A 12903-nucleotide genomic window follows, 5' to 3' on the forward strand; every position below is an offset into this window, starting at 1 on the left:
CAACACCCATGAAGAACGAGATTTCCCCCGCTGGCCTGCCCCGCCGTCGCCTGGCGGCCCTGCCGCTGGCCGTGGCCCTGCTCGCCACGCTCGGCGCCGGCGCCGCCTCGGCCCAGGACGTGGTCAAGATCGGCTTCACCGGCCCGCTGTCGGGCGGCGCCGCGCTCTACGGCAAGAACGTGGTCAACGGCATCGAGATGGCGCTCAAGGAGATCAACGCGGCCGGCCTCGAGGTGGCGGGCAAGAAGGTCAAGCTCGAGCTGGTCGCGCTCGACGACAAGTACGCGCCGGCCGAGGCCGCGATCAACTCGCGCCGCCTGGTGCAGCAGTACCAGACGCCGGCGGTGTTCGTGCCGCATTCGGGCGGCATCTACGCGATGCAGGCCTTCAACGAGCAGGAGAAGTTCATCGTGCTGGCCTACTCCAGCACGCCCAAGATCACCGAGACCGGCAACAAGCTGACGATCCGCATTCCGCCGACCTTCGCCGGCTACATCGAGCCCTTCACGCGCTACGAGATGGCCAAGTTCGGCAAGAAGGTCGGCATGCTGCCGGGCGACCACGAGTACGCGAAGAACTGGAGCGCGCTGTTCGAGCCGGCCTGGAAGAAGGCCGGCGGCACCGTGGTGTCGAACAACCCCATGTCGTACAACCGTTCGGCCGACTTCTACAGCGGCGTGAGCCGCGTGCTGGCCGAGAAGCCCGACGTGCTGTTCATCGGCGGCCCGTCCGAGCCCTCGGCACTGGTCGCCAAGCAGGCGCGCGAACTGGGCTTCAAGGGCGGCTTCCTGATCATGGACCAGGCCAAGTTCGACGAGATGGCCAAGGTCACGGGCGGCCTGGGCGCGCTCGAGGGCTCGATCGGCGTGCTGCCGGTGTCGGACGACGTGCGCGTCGGCCCGCAGACCTTCGCCGCGGCCTACCGCGCGGCCTACGGCGCCGACAAGGCGCCCACCACCGAGTCTTCCTACAACTACGCGATGACGCATGCGCTGGCCGGCGCGATGAAGCTGGCCGGCAGCACGAGCGACGCCGCCGCCATCCGCGCCAAGATCGGCGAGGCCATGACCAAGCTGCCCAAGGAGGTCAATGCGGCCGACTTCCGCGGCGTGGACGCCACGGGCGGCACGCTGCTCGACCCGTTGGTGGCCACCGTCGAAGGCGGCAAGATCAAGCCGGTGAACCTCAGCGACCTGATGAAGTGAGGCGGTGAAGTCCGCCGTGCTCAGCCGAGCACGGTGGCGACCAGCCACACGTTCGCCACGCTGATCACGGCGAACAGCGTCCACGCCGAGGCCTTCATCACGGGGCCGTTGGCGTGCTCGCCCATCAGCGCGCGGTCGCTGGTGAAGCGCACCAGGGGCCAGATCGCGAAGGGCAGCTGGAAGCTCAGCACCACCTGGCTCAGCACCAGCATCTTGCCGATGCCGCCGTCGCCGAACCAGCGCACGCCCAGGTAGGCCGGCACCAGCGCCAGCGCGCGCGTGATCAGCCGGCGCTGCCAGCAGGGGATCTTCAGGTCGAGGAAGCCCTCCATGATGATCTGGCCTGCGATGGTGCCGGTGAAGGTCGAGCTCTGGCCGGAGGCCAGCAGCGCGATGCCGAACAGCGTGGCCGCCAGCGCGCTGCCCACCAGTGGTTCGATCAGGTGGTAGGCGTCCTCGATGTCGGCCACCTCCTGGTGGCCGCTGGCGTGGAAGGCGCTGGCCGCGAGCACCATGATCGCGGCGTTGACCAGCAGCGCCAGCGACAGCGACACCACCGCATCCAGCGTGCAGAAGCGCAGCGCCTCGCGCCGCGCCGCCTCGGTGTGGTCGAGCAGCCGGGTCTGGACGATCGAGGAGTGCAGGTAGAGGTTGTGCGGCATCACGGTGGCGCCGACGATGCCGATCGCCAGGTACAGCGCGCCGGGCTGCTGCAGCCGTGCGAGGCTGGGGCCGAAGCCCATCACCACGCCGAACCAGTTGGGCTGCGAGATCGCGAGCTCGACCGCGAAGCAGCCGGCGATGGTCAGCACCAGCGCCAGCACGATGGCCTCGACCCGGCGGAAGCCCGCGCCCTGCAGGCCCAGCACCAGCAGCGTGTCGAAGGCGGTGATCGCGATGCCGACCGGAATCGACACGCCGAACAGCAGGTGCAGCGCGAGTGCGCTGCCCAGCACCTCGGCCAGGTCGCAGGCCACGATGGCCAGCTCGGCGCCCAGCCAGAGAAAACGGTTGACGCGCGGCGAGTAGTGCTCGCGGCAGGCGCGCGCCAGGTCCTTCTGCGCCACCAGCCCGAGCCGCACGCACAGCGTCTGCAGCAGCATGGCCGCCAGGCTGGCCAGCAGCACCACGAAGAGCAGGCCGTAGCCGTACTTGGAGCCGGCCTCGATGTCGGTGGCCCAGTTGCCGGGGTCCATGTAGCCCACCGACACCAGCAGGCCGGGGCCGGCGTAGCGCCAGAGCTTGCGGTGCAGGGGCAGGCCGGGATCGACGGCGATGCTGCCCTTGACTTCGGAGGGACAGAAGGGCGCCGTGGCGTTGCGGGGCAGCAAGGACATGCGTCGGATGATAGGGCCCGCTGCCAGAGCGGATCGGCCGCATGGGACAGCACCCGTGGCAAGCGGGGGTGGCGTCCTACAGGCCGGGCGGGGTGCGCTGCCTAGCGTGGCGCTCCCCCCCACCTGAATTCACCCGGAAATCCCACCGCCATGGCCAAATCCCGCGCTCCCGCACAACGACCCGCGCCCTCGCCGGTCGACCCCGCCACGGCCGTCGCAGCCCAGACCGCCGCCCGCAACACCGACAGCGGCCCGGCCCATCCGGCGCCGCCCAACGCAGCCCCTGGCGATCTGCCGGCCCAGCGGGCCGCGGACACACAGGCACTGGTGGCCGCGATGCCGGCCAACACCAACAAGCCGCTGGAACACGGCGAAGCCAATGCGCCGACGCCGCCGCGAGGCCTGAGCGCCACACCGGCCTCGCGCCTGCCCGGCGGCAGCACGCTGTCGGAAGCCAACCCCTCGGACAAGACCGGCACGGTCGCGGCCGAAGGCGTGAACGCCACCATCGACACGCTGGACCGCGTGCGCGTCGATTCCTCGGGCCAGCGCCTCACGACCAACCAGGGCGTGCCGGTGGCCGACAACCAGAACTCGCTCAAGGCCGGCGTGCGCGGGCCGGCGCTGCTCGAGGACTTCATCCTGCGCGAGAAGATCACGCACTTCGACCACGAGCGCATCCCCGAGCGCATCGTGCATGCGCGCGGCTCGGCCGCGCACGGCTTCTTCGAGGCCTATGCGCCGCTGACCGAGTACACCAAGGCCTCGCTGTTCGCCGAGGCCGGCAAGATCACGCCGGTGTTCGTGCGCTTCTCGACCGTGGCCGGCGAGCGCGGCTCCAAGGACACGGCGCGCGACGTGCGCGGCTTCGCCGTCAAGTTCTACACCGACGAAGGCAACTGGGACCTGGTGGGCAACAACATGCCGGTGTTCTTCATCCAGGACGCGATCAAGTTCCCCGACCTGGTCCACGCGGTCAAGCCCGAGCCGCACCACGGCATGCCGCAGGCCGCCTCGGCCCACGACACCTTCTGGGACTTCGTCGGCCTGATGCCCGAATCCACCCACATGCTGATGTGGCAGATGAGCGACCGCGCGATCCCGCGCAGCTACCGGATGATGCAGGGCTTCGGCGTGCACACCTTCCGCCTGGTCAACGAGGCCGGTGAATCGGTGTTCGTGAAGTTCCACTGGCAGCCCAAGCTGGGCACGCATTCGCTGGTGTGGGACGAGGCGGTGAAGATCTCGGGCGCGGACCCGGACTTCCATCGCCGCGACCTCTGGGAAGCCATCGACGCGGGCGAGTACCCCGAGTGGGAACTGGGCCTGCAGATCTTCACCGAGGAACAGGCCGAGGGCTTCAGCTTCGACATCCTCGACGCGACCAAGATCGTGCCGGAGGAGCTGGTGCCGGTGCAGATCGTGGGCCGCATGGTGCTCAACCGCAACCCCGACAACTTCTTCGCCGAGACCGAGCAGGTGGCCTTCTGCACCGCGCACATCGTGCCGGGCCTGGACTTCACCAACGACCCGCTGCTGGCCGGGCGCATCCACTCCTACGTCGACACGCAGATCAGCCGGCTCGGCGGCCCGAACTTCCACGAGCTGCCGATCAACGCGCCGATCGCGCCGGTGCACAACAACCAGCGCGACGGCATGCACCGCCAGGCGATCCACCGCGGCCGCGTGGCCTACGAGCCCAACTCGCTGGCCGGCGGCTGTCCCTTCCAGGCCGGCGCGGCCCAGGGCTTCACCAGCGTGGCCAAGCGCATCGATGCGCAGGCATCGAGCGACAAGGTGCGCGCCAAGCCCGAGAAGTTCGCCGACCACTACACGCAGGCCACCTTGTTCTTCGAGAGCCAGACGCCGGTCGAGCAGGCCCACATCGCGGCCGCCTTCCGCTTCGAGCTGTCGAAGGTGACCGTGCCCGCGGTGCGGGAACGCGTGATCGCGGGCCTGGTCAACGCCTCGCCCGCGCTGGCGGCGCAGGTTGCGGCCGGCCTGGGCATGGAAGTGCCGCCGGCGCTGCCGCGCGCGCTGGAGACGCCCGCCACGCCCGAGGTCGAGCGCTCGCCCGCGCTCTCGCTGATGGCGCGCCCCGGCGACGGCGGCATCCGCTCGCGCAAGATCGCGCTGCTGGTGGCCGACGGCGTCGACGGTCCGTCGCTCGCCGCACTGCAGGCCGCGCTGTTCGAAGCCGGCGCCGTGCCGCGGCTGGTCGGGCCGCGCCTGGGCCGCTTCACCGCGGCCACGGGCGAAGTCTTCGAGGCCGACGCCTCGATGGAGAACAGCCCCGGCTTCCTGTTCGATGCGCTGGTGCTGCCCGACGGCGAGGGCGCGGCCGAGGCGCTGGCCGCGGTCGCCCACACGCTGGACTTCGTCAAGGACCAGTACCGCCACTGCAAGACCATCCTCGCGCTGGGTGCCTCGCAGGCGCTGCTGAGCGAGGCCGGCGTGCCGCTGACCCTGCCCGACGGCGCGGCCGACCCCGGCCTGATCCTGGCCGACAGCGCCCACATCGAGGCGGCCACGGCCGACTTCATCGCGGCGGTCGGCCAGCACCGGCACACGGCGCGCGACAGCGATCCGCCGCGGGTCTGACCGGATTCGTCGACTTTGGCGGTCACGCGGGCGCCATGCCCGCGTGGCACGTTGCGGCGCTTCCAATCCTTCCGAAGATCGACGAATGAAGCTCCAAGCCAACTGCACCATGACCGTGAAGGCCGCGGTCGATTGCCCCGTGGTCGCGATGCTGCGCCCGCGCAGCGGCCTGGCGCAATGGATGATCAGCGAGCGCTACGAGCTCTCGCCCTGGGTGCGCACCACCGAGTACGTCGACAGCTACGGCAACCTGTGCCAGCGCCTGACCATCCCCGAGGGCGAGATGCGCATCGAGGTCGAGATGGTGATGGAGACCGAGCAGTACATCCGCGTCACGCCCGGCGCGCCGCCCACGCCCGTCGACCGGCTGCCCGACGATGCGCTGCTCTACCTGCTGCAGAGCCGCTACTGCCCCTCCGACAAGATGGAAGCCCGCGCGCTCGAGATCGTGGGCGACGCCGCGCCCGGCTACGACCAGGTGGAGGCGATCCGCCAATGGATCCATTCGAACCTGGTCTACCAGTACGGCGTGAGCGACGCCACCACCGACGCGCTCGACACGCTGGCGCACGGCGCGGGCGTGTGCCGCGATTTCTCGCACGTGGGCGTGGGCTTCACGCGCGCGCTCAAGATCCCGGCCCGGATGGTGGTGGGCTACCTGCACACCCTCGACCCGATGGACATGCACGCCTGGTTCGAGGCCTTCATCGACGGCCGCTGGTACACCTTCGATGCCACCCAGGCCCAGCCGCTGGGCGGGCGCATCGTGGTGGCCTACGGCCGCGACGCGGCCGACGTGGCCTTCGTCTCGAACTACGGGCCACTGGAAATGGGCGAGATGCGCGTCACGGTGCAGCACCTGGACACGCCGCTGCCCTGAGCCCGCCCACGCGGTCGTCGCCTCAGTGCTGACGCGCCCGGCGCGCGGCACGGCGCTGGCGTTTCTGCCAGCGCGCGACCACCCCGCTGGCCAGTGTCGCGAGCGCGAGCACCGCCACCTGGCGCGTCAGTTGGGACGTGGTCTTCTGCAGCCGCAACGCGATCTGGCGCTGCGTCTCGGCTGTGCGTGCCAGCGTCGCCTCGTCGCTCGGTGCGCGCGGTGCCTTCGGCCCGGCCCCCGGCGCCACCGCACCGGCGGCCACCGCCGCGGGCGCCGCGTCGGTGCCGGCCTCGGCCGCCGCGGCCGTGGCGCGCGTGCTGGCCACCGCCTTGGCGCCGGCCACCGAGCCGTGCTCGTCGGCATAGACCTTGGTGAACTCGGCCCCCAGCAGGAAGATCTGCGCGGCGTAGTAGACCCAGGCCAGCAGCACCACCAGCGAGCCGGCGGCGGCGAAGGACTCGGCCACGCCGCTCTTGCCGATGTAGAGGCCGATCAGCATCTTGCCGACCTCGAACAGCACCGCCGTCACGACCGCGCCGACCCAGACGTCGCGCCAGCGGATCGCGGCGGTGGGCATGAACTTGAAGATCATCGCGAACAGCACGGTCGTGATCGCCAGCGAGATCAGCACGTTCAAGCCCTGAAGCAGCACTTCCCAGCCCGGCATCAGCCCGCCGGCCCAGCCGCCGAAGGCCGCCACGCCCGCGCTCACCAGCAGCGAGACCATCAGCAGGAACACCAGCCCGAGGATCAGGCCGAAGGACAGCACGCGCGCGCGCAGCACCGCCCAGACGCCGCTGGGCTTGTCGGCCTCGGGCACGTGCCAGATGCGGTCGAGCGCGCTCTGCAGTTCGGCGAACACCGTGGTCGCGCCGACCAGCAGCACCACGATGCTGATGCCGCCCGCCACCAGCCCGCGCGCGGGCGCGTCGGCGCTCTTGATCAGCCCCTGGACCGCGATCGCGCCGTCGCGCCCGATCAGGCCCTGCAGCTGCGCGACGATCTCGCCCTGGACCGCCTCGCGGCCGAACACCGCGCCCGCGATGGCGATCACGATCACCAGCAGCGGCGCCAGCGAGAACACGGTGTAGTAGGCGATCGAGGCGCCCATGCTGGGCGCGAAATCGTCGATCCAGGCCGTGACGGCCTTGCGGCACAGGGCGAACAGGTGTTGGGGCTTCATGGCGGCGACCGGCAAGGGCAGGGTGGGAGGCGAACGCCCACTGTGACCCGGCCGGTGCGACCGCCGGTGACGTCAAGCGCGGAAGCTGGAGTAGGCCAAAGACGATGCGCAGGCAGCGCGCCGCCAGTCGCCGACCTTCAGCCCTTGGCCCGCTTGCGCCAGAAGGGCCGCGCCTTGTCGACCTGCCGCAAGGCCTTGCCGCTGCTGCGCACACCCTCGGGCTGCCGGGCCGACAGCCAGCCGATGGCGAACCACAGCGGCGGCGCCTCCTCGGGCGTGGCGCCCTCGGCCGCTTCGAAGCAGGACTCGAGCGCCACCTGCTCGTCCTGGAACCAGCCCAGCGCGTCCTGGGCCGGGCCGAGCCGGCGCAGGTAGCGCTCGGCGCGCTTGGGGCCGAACAGCGGCGCCACGAACTCGGCCAGGTAGCGCAGCCGCTTGAGCCGCTTGCGCACCGCGTGCCGGGCCTCGGCATCGAGCGAAGCGAAGTGCTCGCCGTCGCGCACCACGCGCGCATGCAGCTTGCGCAGCAGCGCCCGCACCTGGCGGCGCGCCTCGGCCGGGGTGGCGCCTTCCGGCGGCGGCGCGTCGGCGCCGCGCGTGAGCGCCTGCGCCGTGAAGCCGATCAGCCCGACCAGCGCCGCCTGGAAGGCCGCCGCGCGCACCGCGTCGCCGGGCGCCGGTGCATCGGCCTGGTCCGCCGGCCACGCGATCGGCGGCACGCCGGCCTCGTGCAGCGGCAGCGCGAGCGACTGCTGCTGCAGCTCGGCATCGCGGCGCGCGCCCAGCGCCTGGAACACCGCGACCAGCGGCGGCGTCCAGGCCGGGTCGAAGCCCGGGCCCAGCGCCTCGAGCGTGCGCAGCGCGGTGCGCAGGCGGCGGATGCCGATGCGCAGCTGGTGCAGCTGTTCGGCGTCCTCGCTGCCGGCCGCGATCTCGCTGGCATTGGGCAGGATCTGCGCCAGGCAGGACGCGAGCACGGCGCGCTGCAGCGCCGGGCCATCGGGAAAGCCCTGCTCACCCTCGCCGAAGCGCGGCGGCGCGGCCTTGACCGCCGGCACCGTGCCCGTGCCCGTGCCCGCCAGCAGGCGCTCGCCGCACTCGGCCTTGGAGACGGTGCTGAACCACAGCCGGTGCGTGCGCGACCAGCGCTGCGCCAGCGCCACCAGGCCTTCGACCGGACCGCGCACCAGCTCCAGCTCGAGCTCGCACACCGCGGCCGTGCGCGGCGCGGCGATGCCCGGCGGGTGCGCGGTGATGGTGCCGGTGTCCAGCGCCAGCTCGACCACGGTGGACCCGCTGCGCAGCTGGCGCGTGAGCCGCCAGATGTCGGTGCCGTAGGTCGGCTGCAGCGGCTGGTCGGCCTTGGCCAGCAGCGCCGCGAGGCGCTCGCCCACGGGCGTGCCCGCATGGCGCCCCGGGTCCGGCACCGACGCGTCGCCGGCGCGCGCCAGGCCCAGGTCGACGTTGTGCTCGAGCCGGTGCAGCGGCCCGTCGCCCAGCGCCTTGGCCGTCTGCACCCAGCGGCGGCCCTCCTTGCGCAGCCGCAGCACCGCGCCGTGGGCTGCCAGCGTGCCGTCGGCGGTGTCGAAATAGCGCGCCTGCAGCCGCGTGCGCTGCACCGGGGCGCGGCGCACGGCCGATTCGACGGCCTTGAGCCGCTCGGCGGGGATGTGGAACTTGAATTCGATTTCCATGGCGGTCGAGCTCGAGAAAATGCACAACAGTGTCGGGCATGATCGCCTGCATGTCCGACGCGTACCAGATCGATATCCCGCCCTCCTTCTTCGCGCTCTATGCCGACCCGGCGCGCCAGCGCCTGCGCGAACCCATCGACCACGTGCGCCAGCGCTACGAGGTGTGCGAGGACCTGGCGACCCACCTGACCGAGCACGCGCGCATCCTGGCGCACGTCGAGGTGCCCTCGGAGGACGAGGTGCTGCACCGCATCCACGACGGCCTGGCCACGCCCGAGTCGGGTGTCTCGGCCGACGAGGCCCGCTGGATCGTCACGCGGCTGGCCGAGCTGCTGGGCTGGCAGAGCCCGTGGTGAACCCGCCGGGCGCCGTCATCGACTATGCTCCGGCCATGGCCTGCCCGCGCATCGCGTCGATCATTCGCACCATTCGAAAGAGGGTGGATTGACGCGCGGCTGCAGCAGCCCTCCGAAACCCGCCCCCCGAGGCGGGTTTTTTTCTGTCTCCCGGGGTGCCCTCAACGTCACTGGAGATTGAAAAAGATGCAAGCCACCGACACGCCTTCGAAGCCTTCCACGCCCGCCGTGCTGCACTTGGTCTGCGGCAAGATCGGCGCCGGCAAGTCCACGCTCACCCAGCGCCTCGCGGCGGCGCCGAACACCGTGCGCATCAGCGAGGACGACTGGCTCGCGCGGCTCTACCCGGGCGAGATCCACGCGCTCGCGGACTATGTGCGCTGCGCCGGCCGGCTGCGCGAGGCCATGGCCGGCCACGTCGAGGCGCTGCTCTCGGCCGGCACCTCGGTGGTGCTGGACTTCCCGTCGAACACCGTGGCGACCCGGCGCTGGGCCCGCAGCGTGTTCGAGAAGGCGGGCGCGCCCCATCGCCTGCACCATCTGGACGTGCCCGACGACGTGTGCAAGGCCCGGCTGCGCGCACGCAACCTCGCGGGCGGGCACCCCTTCGAAACCACGGACGCCGAGTTCGATCAGATCAGCCGCCACTTCGTCGCCCCCACGGCGGACGAAGGCTTCCACGTCATCCGCCACGAATGAGCATGCACGCAAGGACCCGGGACGAATTCGCGCACTACCTGGCCCGCCACCCGGGCGAGCACGAGCGCCTGCGCGCCTTGCGCGCGCAGATCGCGCACGACGAGGACATCTTCAGCCGCGCCAACATGGCGGGCCACATCACCGCCAGCGTGCTGGTCTTCGATGCCGGCCTCCGTCATGTGCTGCTGATCCATCACAAGGTCTACCAAAGCTGGATGCAGCCGGGCGGCCATGTCGAGCCGGATTCGGCCAGCCTGTTCGCGTCCGGCCTGCGCGAGGTGGAAGAGGAGACCGGCCTGCCGGCCGCCGACACGCAGGCGCTGTGGGACGGCCAGGCGCTGGACATCGACACCCACGCGATCGCGGCCCGCCCGGCCAAGGGCGAGGGCGCGCACCGGCACCACGACGTCCTGTTCGCGGTGGTGGCGACGCGTCCTTTCACGCCCCGGCCTCAGCTGGAGGAGGTCGACGGCGTGGAATGGATGCCCATCGCCGACTTCCTCGCGCTCCCGGGCCGGCGCATGCAGCACCTGGTGCCCAAGCTGCGCGCCCTGCTTGACCCGGCCCCTGCGGCCGCCCCTAGAAACGCACCCTTCGATCCCAACCGATGAGGTGATTTCTTGACGGCTTCCCTTCGCTTCCTCAACCCCGGACAGGCCGCCCGAAGGCTCGGCGTGTCCGCCAAGGCGCTGCGTCTCTATGAAGAGCGCGGCCTGGTGGCCCCCGAGCGCAACGCCGCCGGCTGGCGCGCCTATGGCCCGGCGCAGATGCAGCGGGCCGCGGACATCGTGGCGCTGCGCGCGCTGGGCCTGAGCCTCGCGCAGGTGGCCGGCGTGCTGCTGGGCGAGGCCGACGACCTGGCGCCGGCACTGGCGGCCCACCAGGCCGCGCTCGAGGGCCGCGTGCGCCAGCTGGCCGGCACCATCGACCGGGTGCGCGGCCTGCGGGCCGAGCTGGAACGGGGCCACCGGCCCACGGTCGAGGAGCTGACGCGCCTGCAGCACGCGCGGTCCGGCCTCGGCGTCGAATTCGAACTGCCCTGGCCCTGGGGCGGCGAGCTGTTCAGGCTGCATGACATCCGGCCGCTCAACTACATCGTCGGCCCCTTGAGCAGCGGCAAGACGCGGCTGGCGCTGCGCCTGGCGGAAGTCCTGCCGGGCGCCGCCTTCCTGGGGCTGGAACGGGCCACCGACGGCCGCGCGCGGGCGAAGCTGGACGCCGACCCGGCCCTGCGCTGGCGCGTCGAGCAGACGCTGGCCCGGCTGGTCGAGGAGGGCGCCAGCGCCTCGGAGGCCTTGGTCGCGCTGCTCGCCGGCCTGGCCGACGAAGGCCCGGCGGCGTGGGTGGTCGACCTGGTGGAGCAGGGCCTGGACGGCGCCACGCAACGGGCGCTGGCCGCCCATCTGCACGCCCGCGGGCCCGATGCCCGGCCGCTGTTCCTCATGACCCGTTCCTGCGCGATGCTGGACCTGGCGGCCGTGGGGGCCCATGTGGCGATCCTGTTGTGCCCCGCCAACCACAGCCCGCCCACGCGGGTGCTGCCCTTTCCGGGTGCGCCCGGCTACGAGGCCGTCGCGACCTGCCTGGCCGCGCCCGAGGTCCGGGCCCGCACCGAAGGCGTCATCGCCTGGCGCCCGCCCGCCGCCTAGGCGGCCGAAGCACCGGCCAGCGCGTCGCGCAGCCGCTGCGCATAGCCCTGCAGCACCTGCGGCCCCGGCTCCTTGCGCGGCCAGCCGAGGCCGACGCCGTCGTCGGCATGGCGCGGCACCACGTGCAGGTGGAAATGGAACACCGTCTGGCCGCCTTCGGGGCCGTTGGCCTGCAGCAGCGTCAGGCCCGGCGGGTCGAAGGCGTCGCGCACCGCGCCCGCCACCTTCTGCGCGGTCTGCATCACGGCCGCGGCTTCGGCGGGCGTGAGCTCGAACAGGTTGGCCGCATGTCGCTTCGTCGCCACCAGCACATGGCCGGGGTTGACCTGGCCGATGTCCATGAAGGCGACGGTCAGCGCGTCCTCGTACACGCGCGCCGCCGGGATCTCGCCCGCCACCAGGCGGCAGAAGATGCAGTGTCCCGGCGGGGAGGTGTCGACGAACATGGGCATGGGCGGGGTCTCCGAGGGTTGAGGGCGAAGCGCCGGTGGACACGGCGCGCTGCCCGCATGATAGGCAGCCCCGCGCCCAGGCCAGGCCAGGCCAGCGCCACGCAGGCCACCGCGAGCGCCAGCCGCCACCGTTCGGCCGCGCTGTGCGTGCCGCCGTCGCGCCACAGCGCGAAGGGCAGCAGCAGCAGCAGCAAGGCCTGCGCGCCCGTGACCACGCCGATCGCCAGGTTCCAGCAGCATCGGCGGGGCATGGCACAGGCCTTGGCGGGAGGACGGCCGCGGGGGTCATGGTGCCATCGCCCCATGACGCAAAATGAGCGCATACCGCCCCCTCCCGGACATGACATTCCTCTCCATGCGCGTTCCCACCCTGGCCCTGCGCCGCACTGCACTTCGGGCCACGCCCTGGCTGCTGGCCGCGGCGGCCGCCCTGCTCGCGCCGGCGGCCCAGGCCCAGTCGCTGGGCTGCAACGGCTACCTGGTGAGCCGGGGCGATTCCCGCGTGTCGGTGCTGCAGAAGTGCGGCCAGCCGCTGGACCGCGAGAGCATCTGCGTGCCGACCTACCAGCTGGGCTGGATCGTCCCCTCGCAACGCCGCCAGGGCCCCGATGCGCTGCTGCTGCCCCAGTGCGTGCCGATGGAAGACTGGACCTACGACCGCGGCCCGGGCTCCTTCCTGGGCATCGTGCGGCTCTACAACGGCGCGGTCGAATCGGTGCGCGACGGCGACCGCATGCGCTGACAACCCGCGCCGGACGGCGCAGGGATGGCGCCGGCCTACGTCAAGTGCAGCGGCGTTCCCGTGGCGCGGCGCCCCGCGCCGGCCGACAGTTCGGTCTTTGCCCCG

At 71.9% G+C, this 12903-nt stretch carries 12 protein-coding genes; 8 read left to right on the top strand and 4 right to left on the bottom strand.

What is annotated here, in order from left to right:
• Window positions 1-8 precede the first annotated feature (8 nt).
• Window positions 9-1205: an ABC transporter substrate-binding protein gene (locus QTI20_RS26755; RefSeq protein ID WP_183028630.1), complete on the top strand. Its 1197-nt coding sequence runs from the start codon at window positions 9-11 to the stop codon at window positions 1203-1205.
• Window positions 1206-1225: 20 nt separating this feature from the next.
• Here QTI20_RS26755 and QTI20_RS26760 read toward each other — a convergent pair whose 3' ends face one another.
• On the bottom strand, window positions 1226-2542 hold the full coding sequence (locus QTI20_RS26760) for an Nramp family divalent metal transporter (protein WP_286555338.1): 1317 nt from the start codon (window positions 2540-2542) through the stop codon (window positions 1226-1228).
• 150 nt (window positions 2543-2692) lie between these two features.
• On the opposite strand from QTI20_RS26760, the gene QTI20_RS26765 reads away from it, so the two are divergent.
• Both QTI20_RS26765 and QTI20_RS26770 read left to right on the top strand, forming a co-directional pair.
• Window positions 2693-5143, top strand: a complete 2451-nt coding sequence (locus QTI20_RS26765) for a catalase (RefSeq protein WP_286555337.1) — start codon at window positions 2693-2695, stop codon at window positions 5141-5143.
• An 85-nt stretch (window positions 5144-5228) separates the two neighbouring features.
• Window positions 5229-6023, top strand: a complete 795-nt coding sequence (locus tag QTI20_RS26770; RefSeq protein WP_286555335.1) for a transglutaminase-like domain-containing protein — start codon at window positions 5229-5231, stop codon at window positions 6021-6023.
• A gap of 22 nt (window positions 6024-6045) precedes the next feature.
• Here QTI20_RS26770 and QTI20_RS26775 read toward each other — a convergent pair whose 3' ends face one another.
• Both QTI20_RS26775 and QTI20_RS26780 read right to left on the bottom strand, forming a co-directional pair.
• The gene (locus QTI20_RS26775; protein WP_286555333.1) at window positions 6046-7206 is read right to left on the bottom strand and encodes a YihY/virulence factor BrkB family protein; all 1161 of its coding nucleotides are present in this window, start codon (window positions 7204-7206) and stop codon (window positions 6046-6048) included.
• A gap of 137 nt (window positions 7207-7343) precedes the next feature.
• Window positions 7344-8900 carry a CYTH and CHAD domain-containing protein gene (locus QTI20_RS26780; protein ID WP_286555331.1) on the bottom strand — a complete coding sequence of 519 codons (1557 nt, stop codon included), beginning with the start codon at window positions 8898-8900 and terminating at the stop codon, window positions 7344-7346.
• A 50-nt stretch (window positions 8901-8950) separates the two neighbouring features.
• On the opposite strand from QTI20_RS26780, the gene QTI20_RS26785 reads away from it, so the two are divergent.
• From QTI20_RS26785 to QTI20_RS26800, 4 genes are all read left to right on the top strand, one after another.
• Complete coding sequence (locus QTI20_RS26785) at window positions 8951-9256, top strand: hypothetical protein (protein ID WP_183028624.1); 306 nt, start codon at window positions 8951-8953, stop codon at window positions 9254-9256.
• A 186-nt stretch (window positions 9257-9442) separates the two neighbouring features.
• Complete coding sequence (locus QTI20_RS26790) at window positions 9443-9955, top strand: P-loop nucleotide/nucleoside kinase family protein (protein ID WP_286555329.1); 513 nt, start codon at window positions 9443-9445, stop codon at window positions 9953-9955.
• A gap of 2 nt (window positions 9956-9957) precedes the next feature.
• Window positions 9958-10566, top strand: coding sequence for an NUDIX hydrolase (locus QTI20_RS26795; protein ID WP_286555328.1), 609 nt, complete (start codon window positions 9958-9960; stop codon window positions 10564-10566).
• Window positions 10567-10575: 9 nt separating this feature from the next.
• The gene (locus QTI20_RS26800) at window positions 10576-11604 is read left to right on the top strand and encodes a MerR family transcriptional regulator (RefSeq protein WP_286555327.1); all 1029 of its coding nucleotides are present in this window, start codon (window positions 10576-10578) and stop codon (window positions 11602-11604) included.
• Here the strand turns inward: QTI20_RS26800 and QTI20_RS26805 are convergent.
• The gene (locus tag QTI20_RS26805; RefSeq protein WP_286555325.1) at window positions 11601-12056 is read right to left on the bottom strand and encodes an HIT family protein; all 456 of its coding nucleotides are present in this window, start codon (window positions 12054-12056) and stop codon (window positions 11601-11603) included. The genes QTI20_RS26800 and QTI20_RS26805 overlap by 4 nt on opposite strands.
• A 355-nt stretch (window positions 12057-12411) precedes the next feature.
• Here QTI20_RS26805 and QTI20_RS26810 point away from each other — a divergent pair, with 355 nt between their 5' ends.
• On the top strand, window positions 12412-12798 hold the full coding sequence (locus QTI20_RS26810) for a DUF2845 domain-containing protein (RefSeq protein WP_286555324.1): 387 nt from the start codon (window positions 12412-12414) through the stop codon (window positions 12796-12798).
• Window positions 12799-12903: the final 105 nt, after the last annotated feature.

The sequence above is a fragment of the Variovorax sp. J2P1-31 genome (assembly GCF_030317215.1).
Taxonomy (GTDB): domain Bacteria; phylum Pseudomonadota; class Gammaproteobacteria; order Burkholderiales; family Burkholderiaceae_C; genus Variovorax.

Bases quoted from the DNA above. Each gene is read 5' to 3' on its own strand.
- QTI20_RS26755 (WP_183028630.1), top strand. From the start codon at position 9: ATGAAGAACGAGATTTCCCCCGCTGGCCTGCCCCGCCGTCGCCTGGCG.
- QTI20_RS26760 (WP_286555338.1), bottom strand. From the start codon at position 2,542: ATGTCCTTGCTGCCCCGCAACGCCACGGCGCCCTTCTGTCCCTCCGAA.
- QTI20_RS26765 (WP_286555337.1), top strand. From the start codon at position 2,693: ATGGCCAAATCCCGCGCTCCCGCACAACGACCCGCGCCCTCGCCGGTC.
- QTI20_RS26770 (WP_286555335.1), top strand. From the start codon at position 5,229: ATGAAGCTCCAAGCCAACTGCACCATGACCGTGAAGGCCGCGGTCGAT.
- QTI20_RS26775 (WP_286555333.1), bottom strand. From the start codon at position 7,206: ATGAAGCCCCAACACCTGTTCGCCCTGTGCCGCAAGGCCGTCACGGCC.
- QTI20_RS26780 (WP_286555331.1), bottom strand. From the start codon at position 8,900: ATGGAAATCGAATTCAAGTTCCACATCCCCGCCGAGCGGCTCAAGGCC.
- QTI20_RS26785 (WP_183028624.1), top strand. From the start codon at position 8,951: ATGTCCGACGCGTACCAGATCGATATCCCGCCCTCCTTCTTCGCGCTC.
- QTI20_RS26790 (WP_286555329.1), top strand. From the start codon at position 9,443: ATGCAAGCCACCGACACGCCTTCGAAGCCTTCCACGCCCGCCGTGCTG.
- QTI20_RS26795 (WP_286555328.1), top strand. From the start codon at position 9,958: ATGCACGCAAGGACCCGGGACGAATTCGCGCACTACCTGGCCCGCCAC.
- QTI20_RS26805 (WP_286555325.1), bottom strand. From the start codon at position 12,056: ATGCCCATGTTCGTCGACACCTCCCCGCCGGGACACTGCATCTTCTGC.
- QTI20_RS26810 (WP_286555324.1), top strand. From the start codon at position 12,412: ATGCGCGTTCCCACCCTGGCCCTGCGCCGCACTGCACTTCGGGCCACG.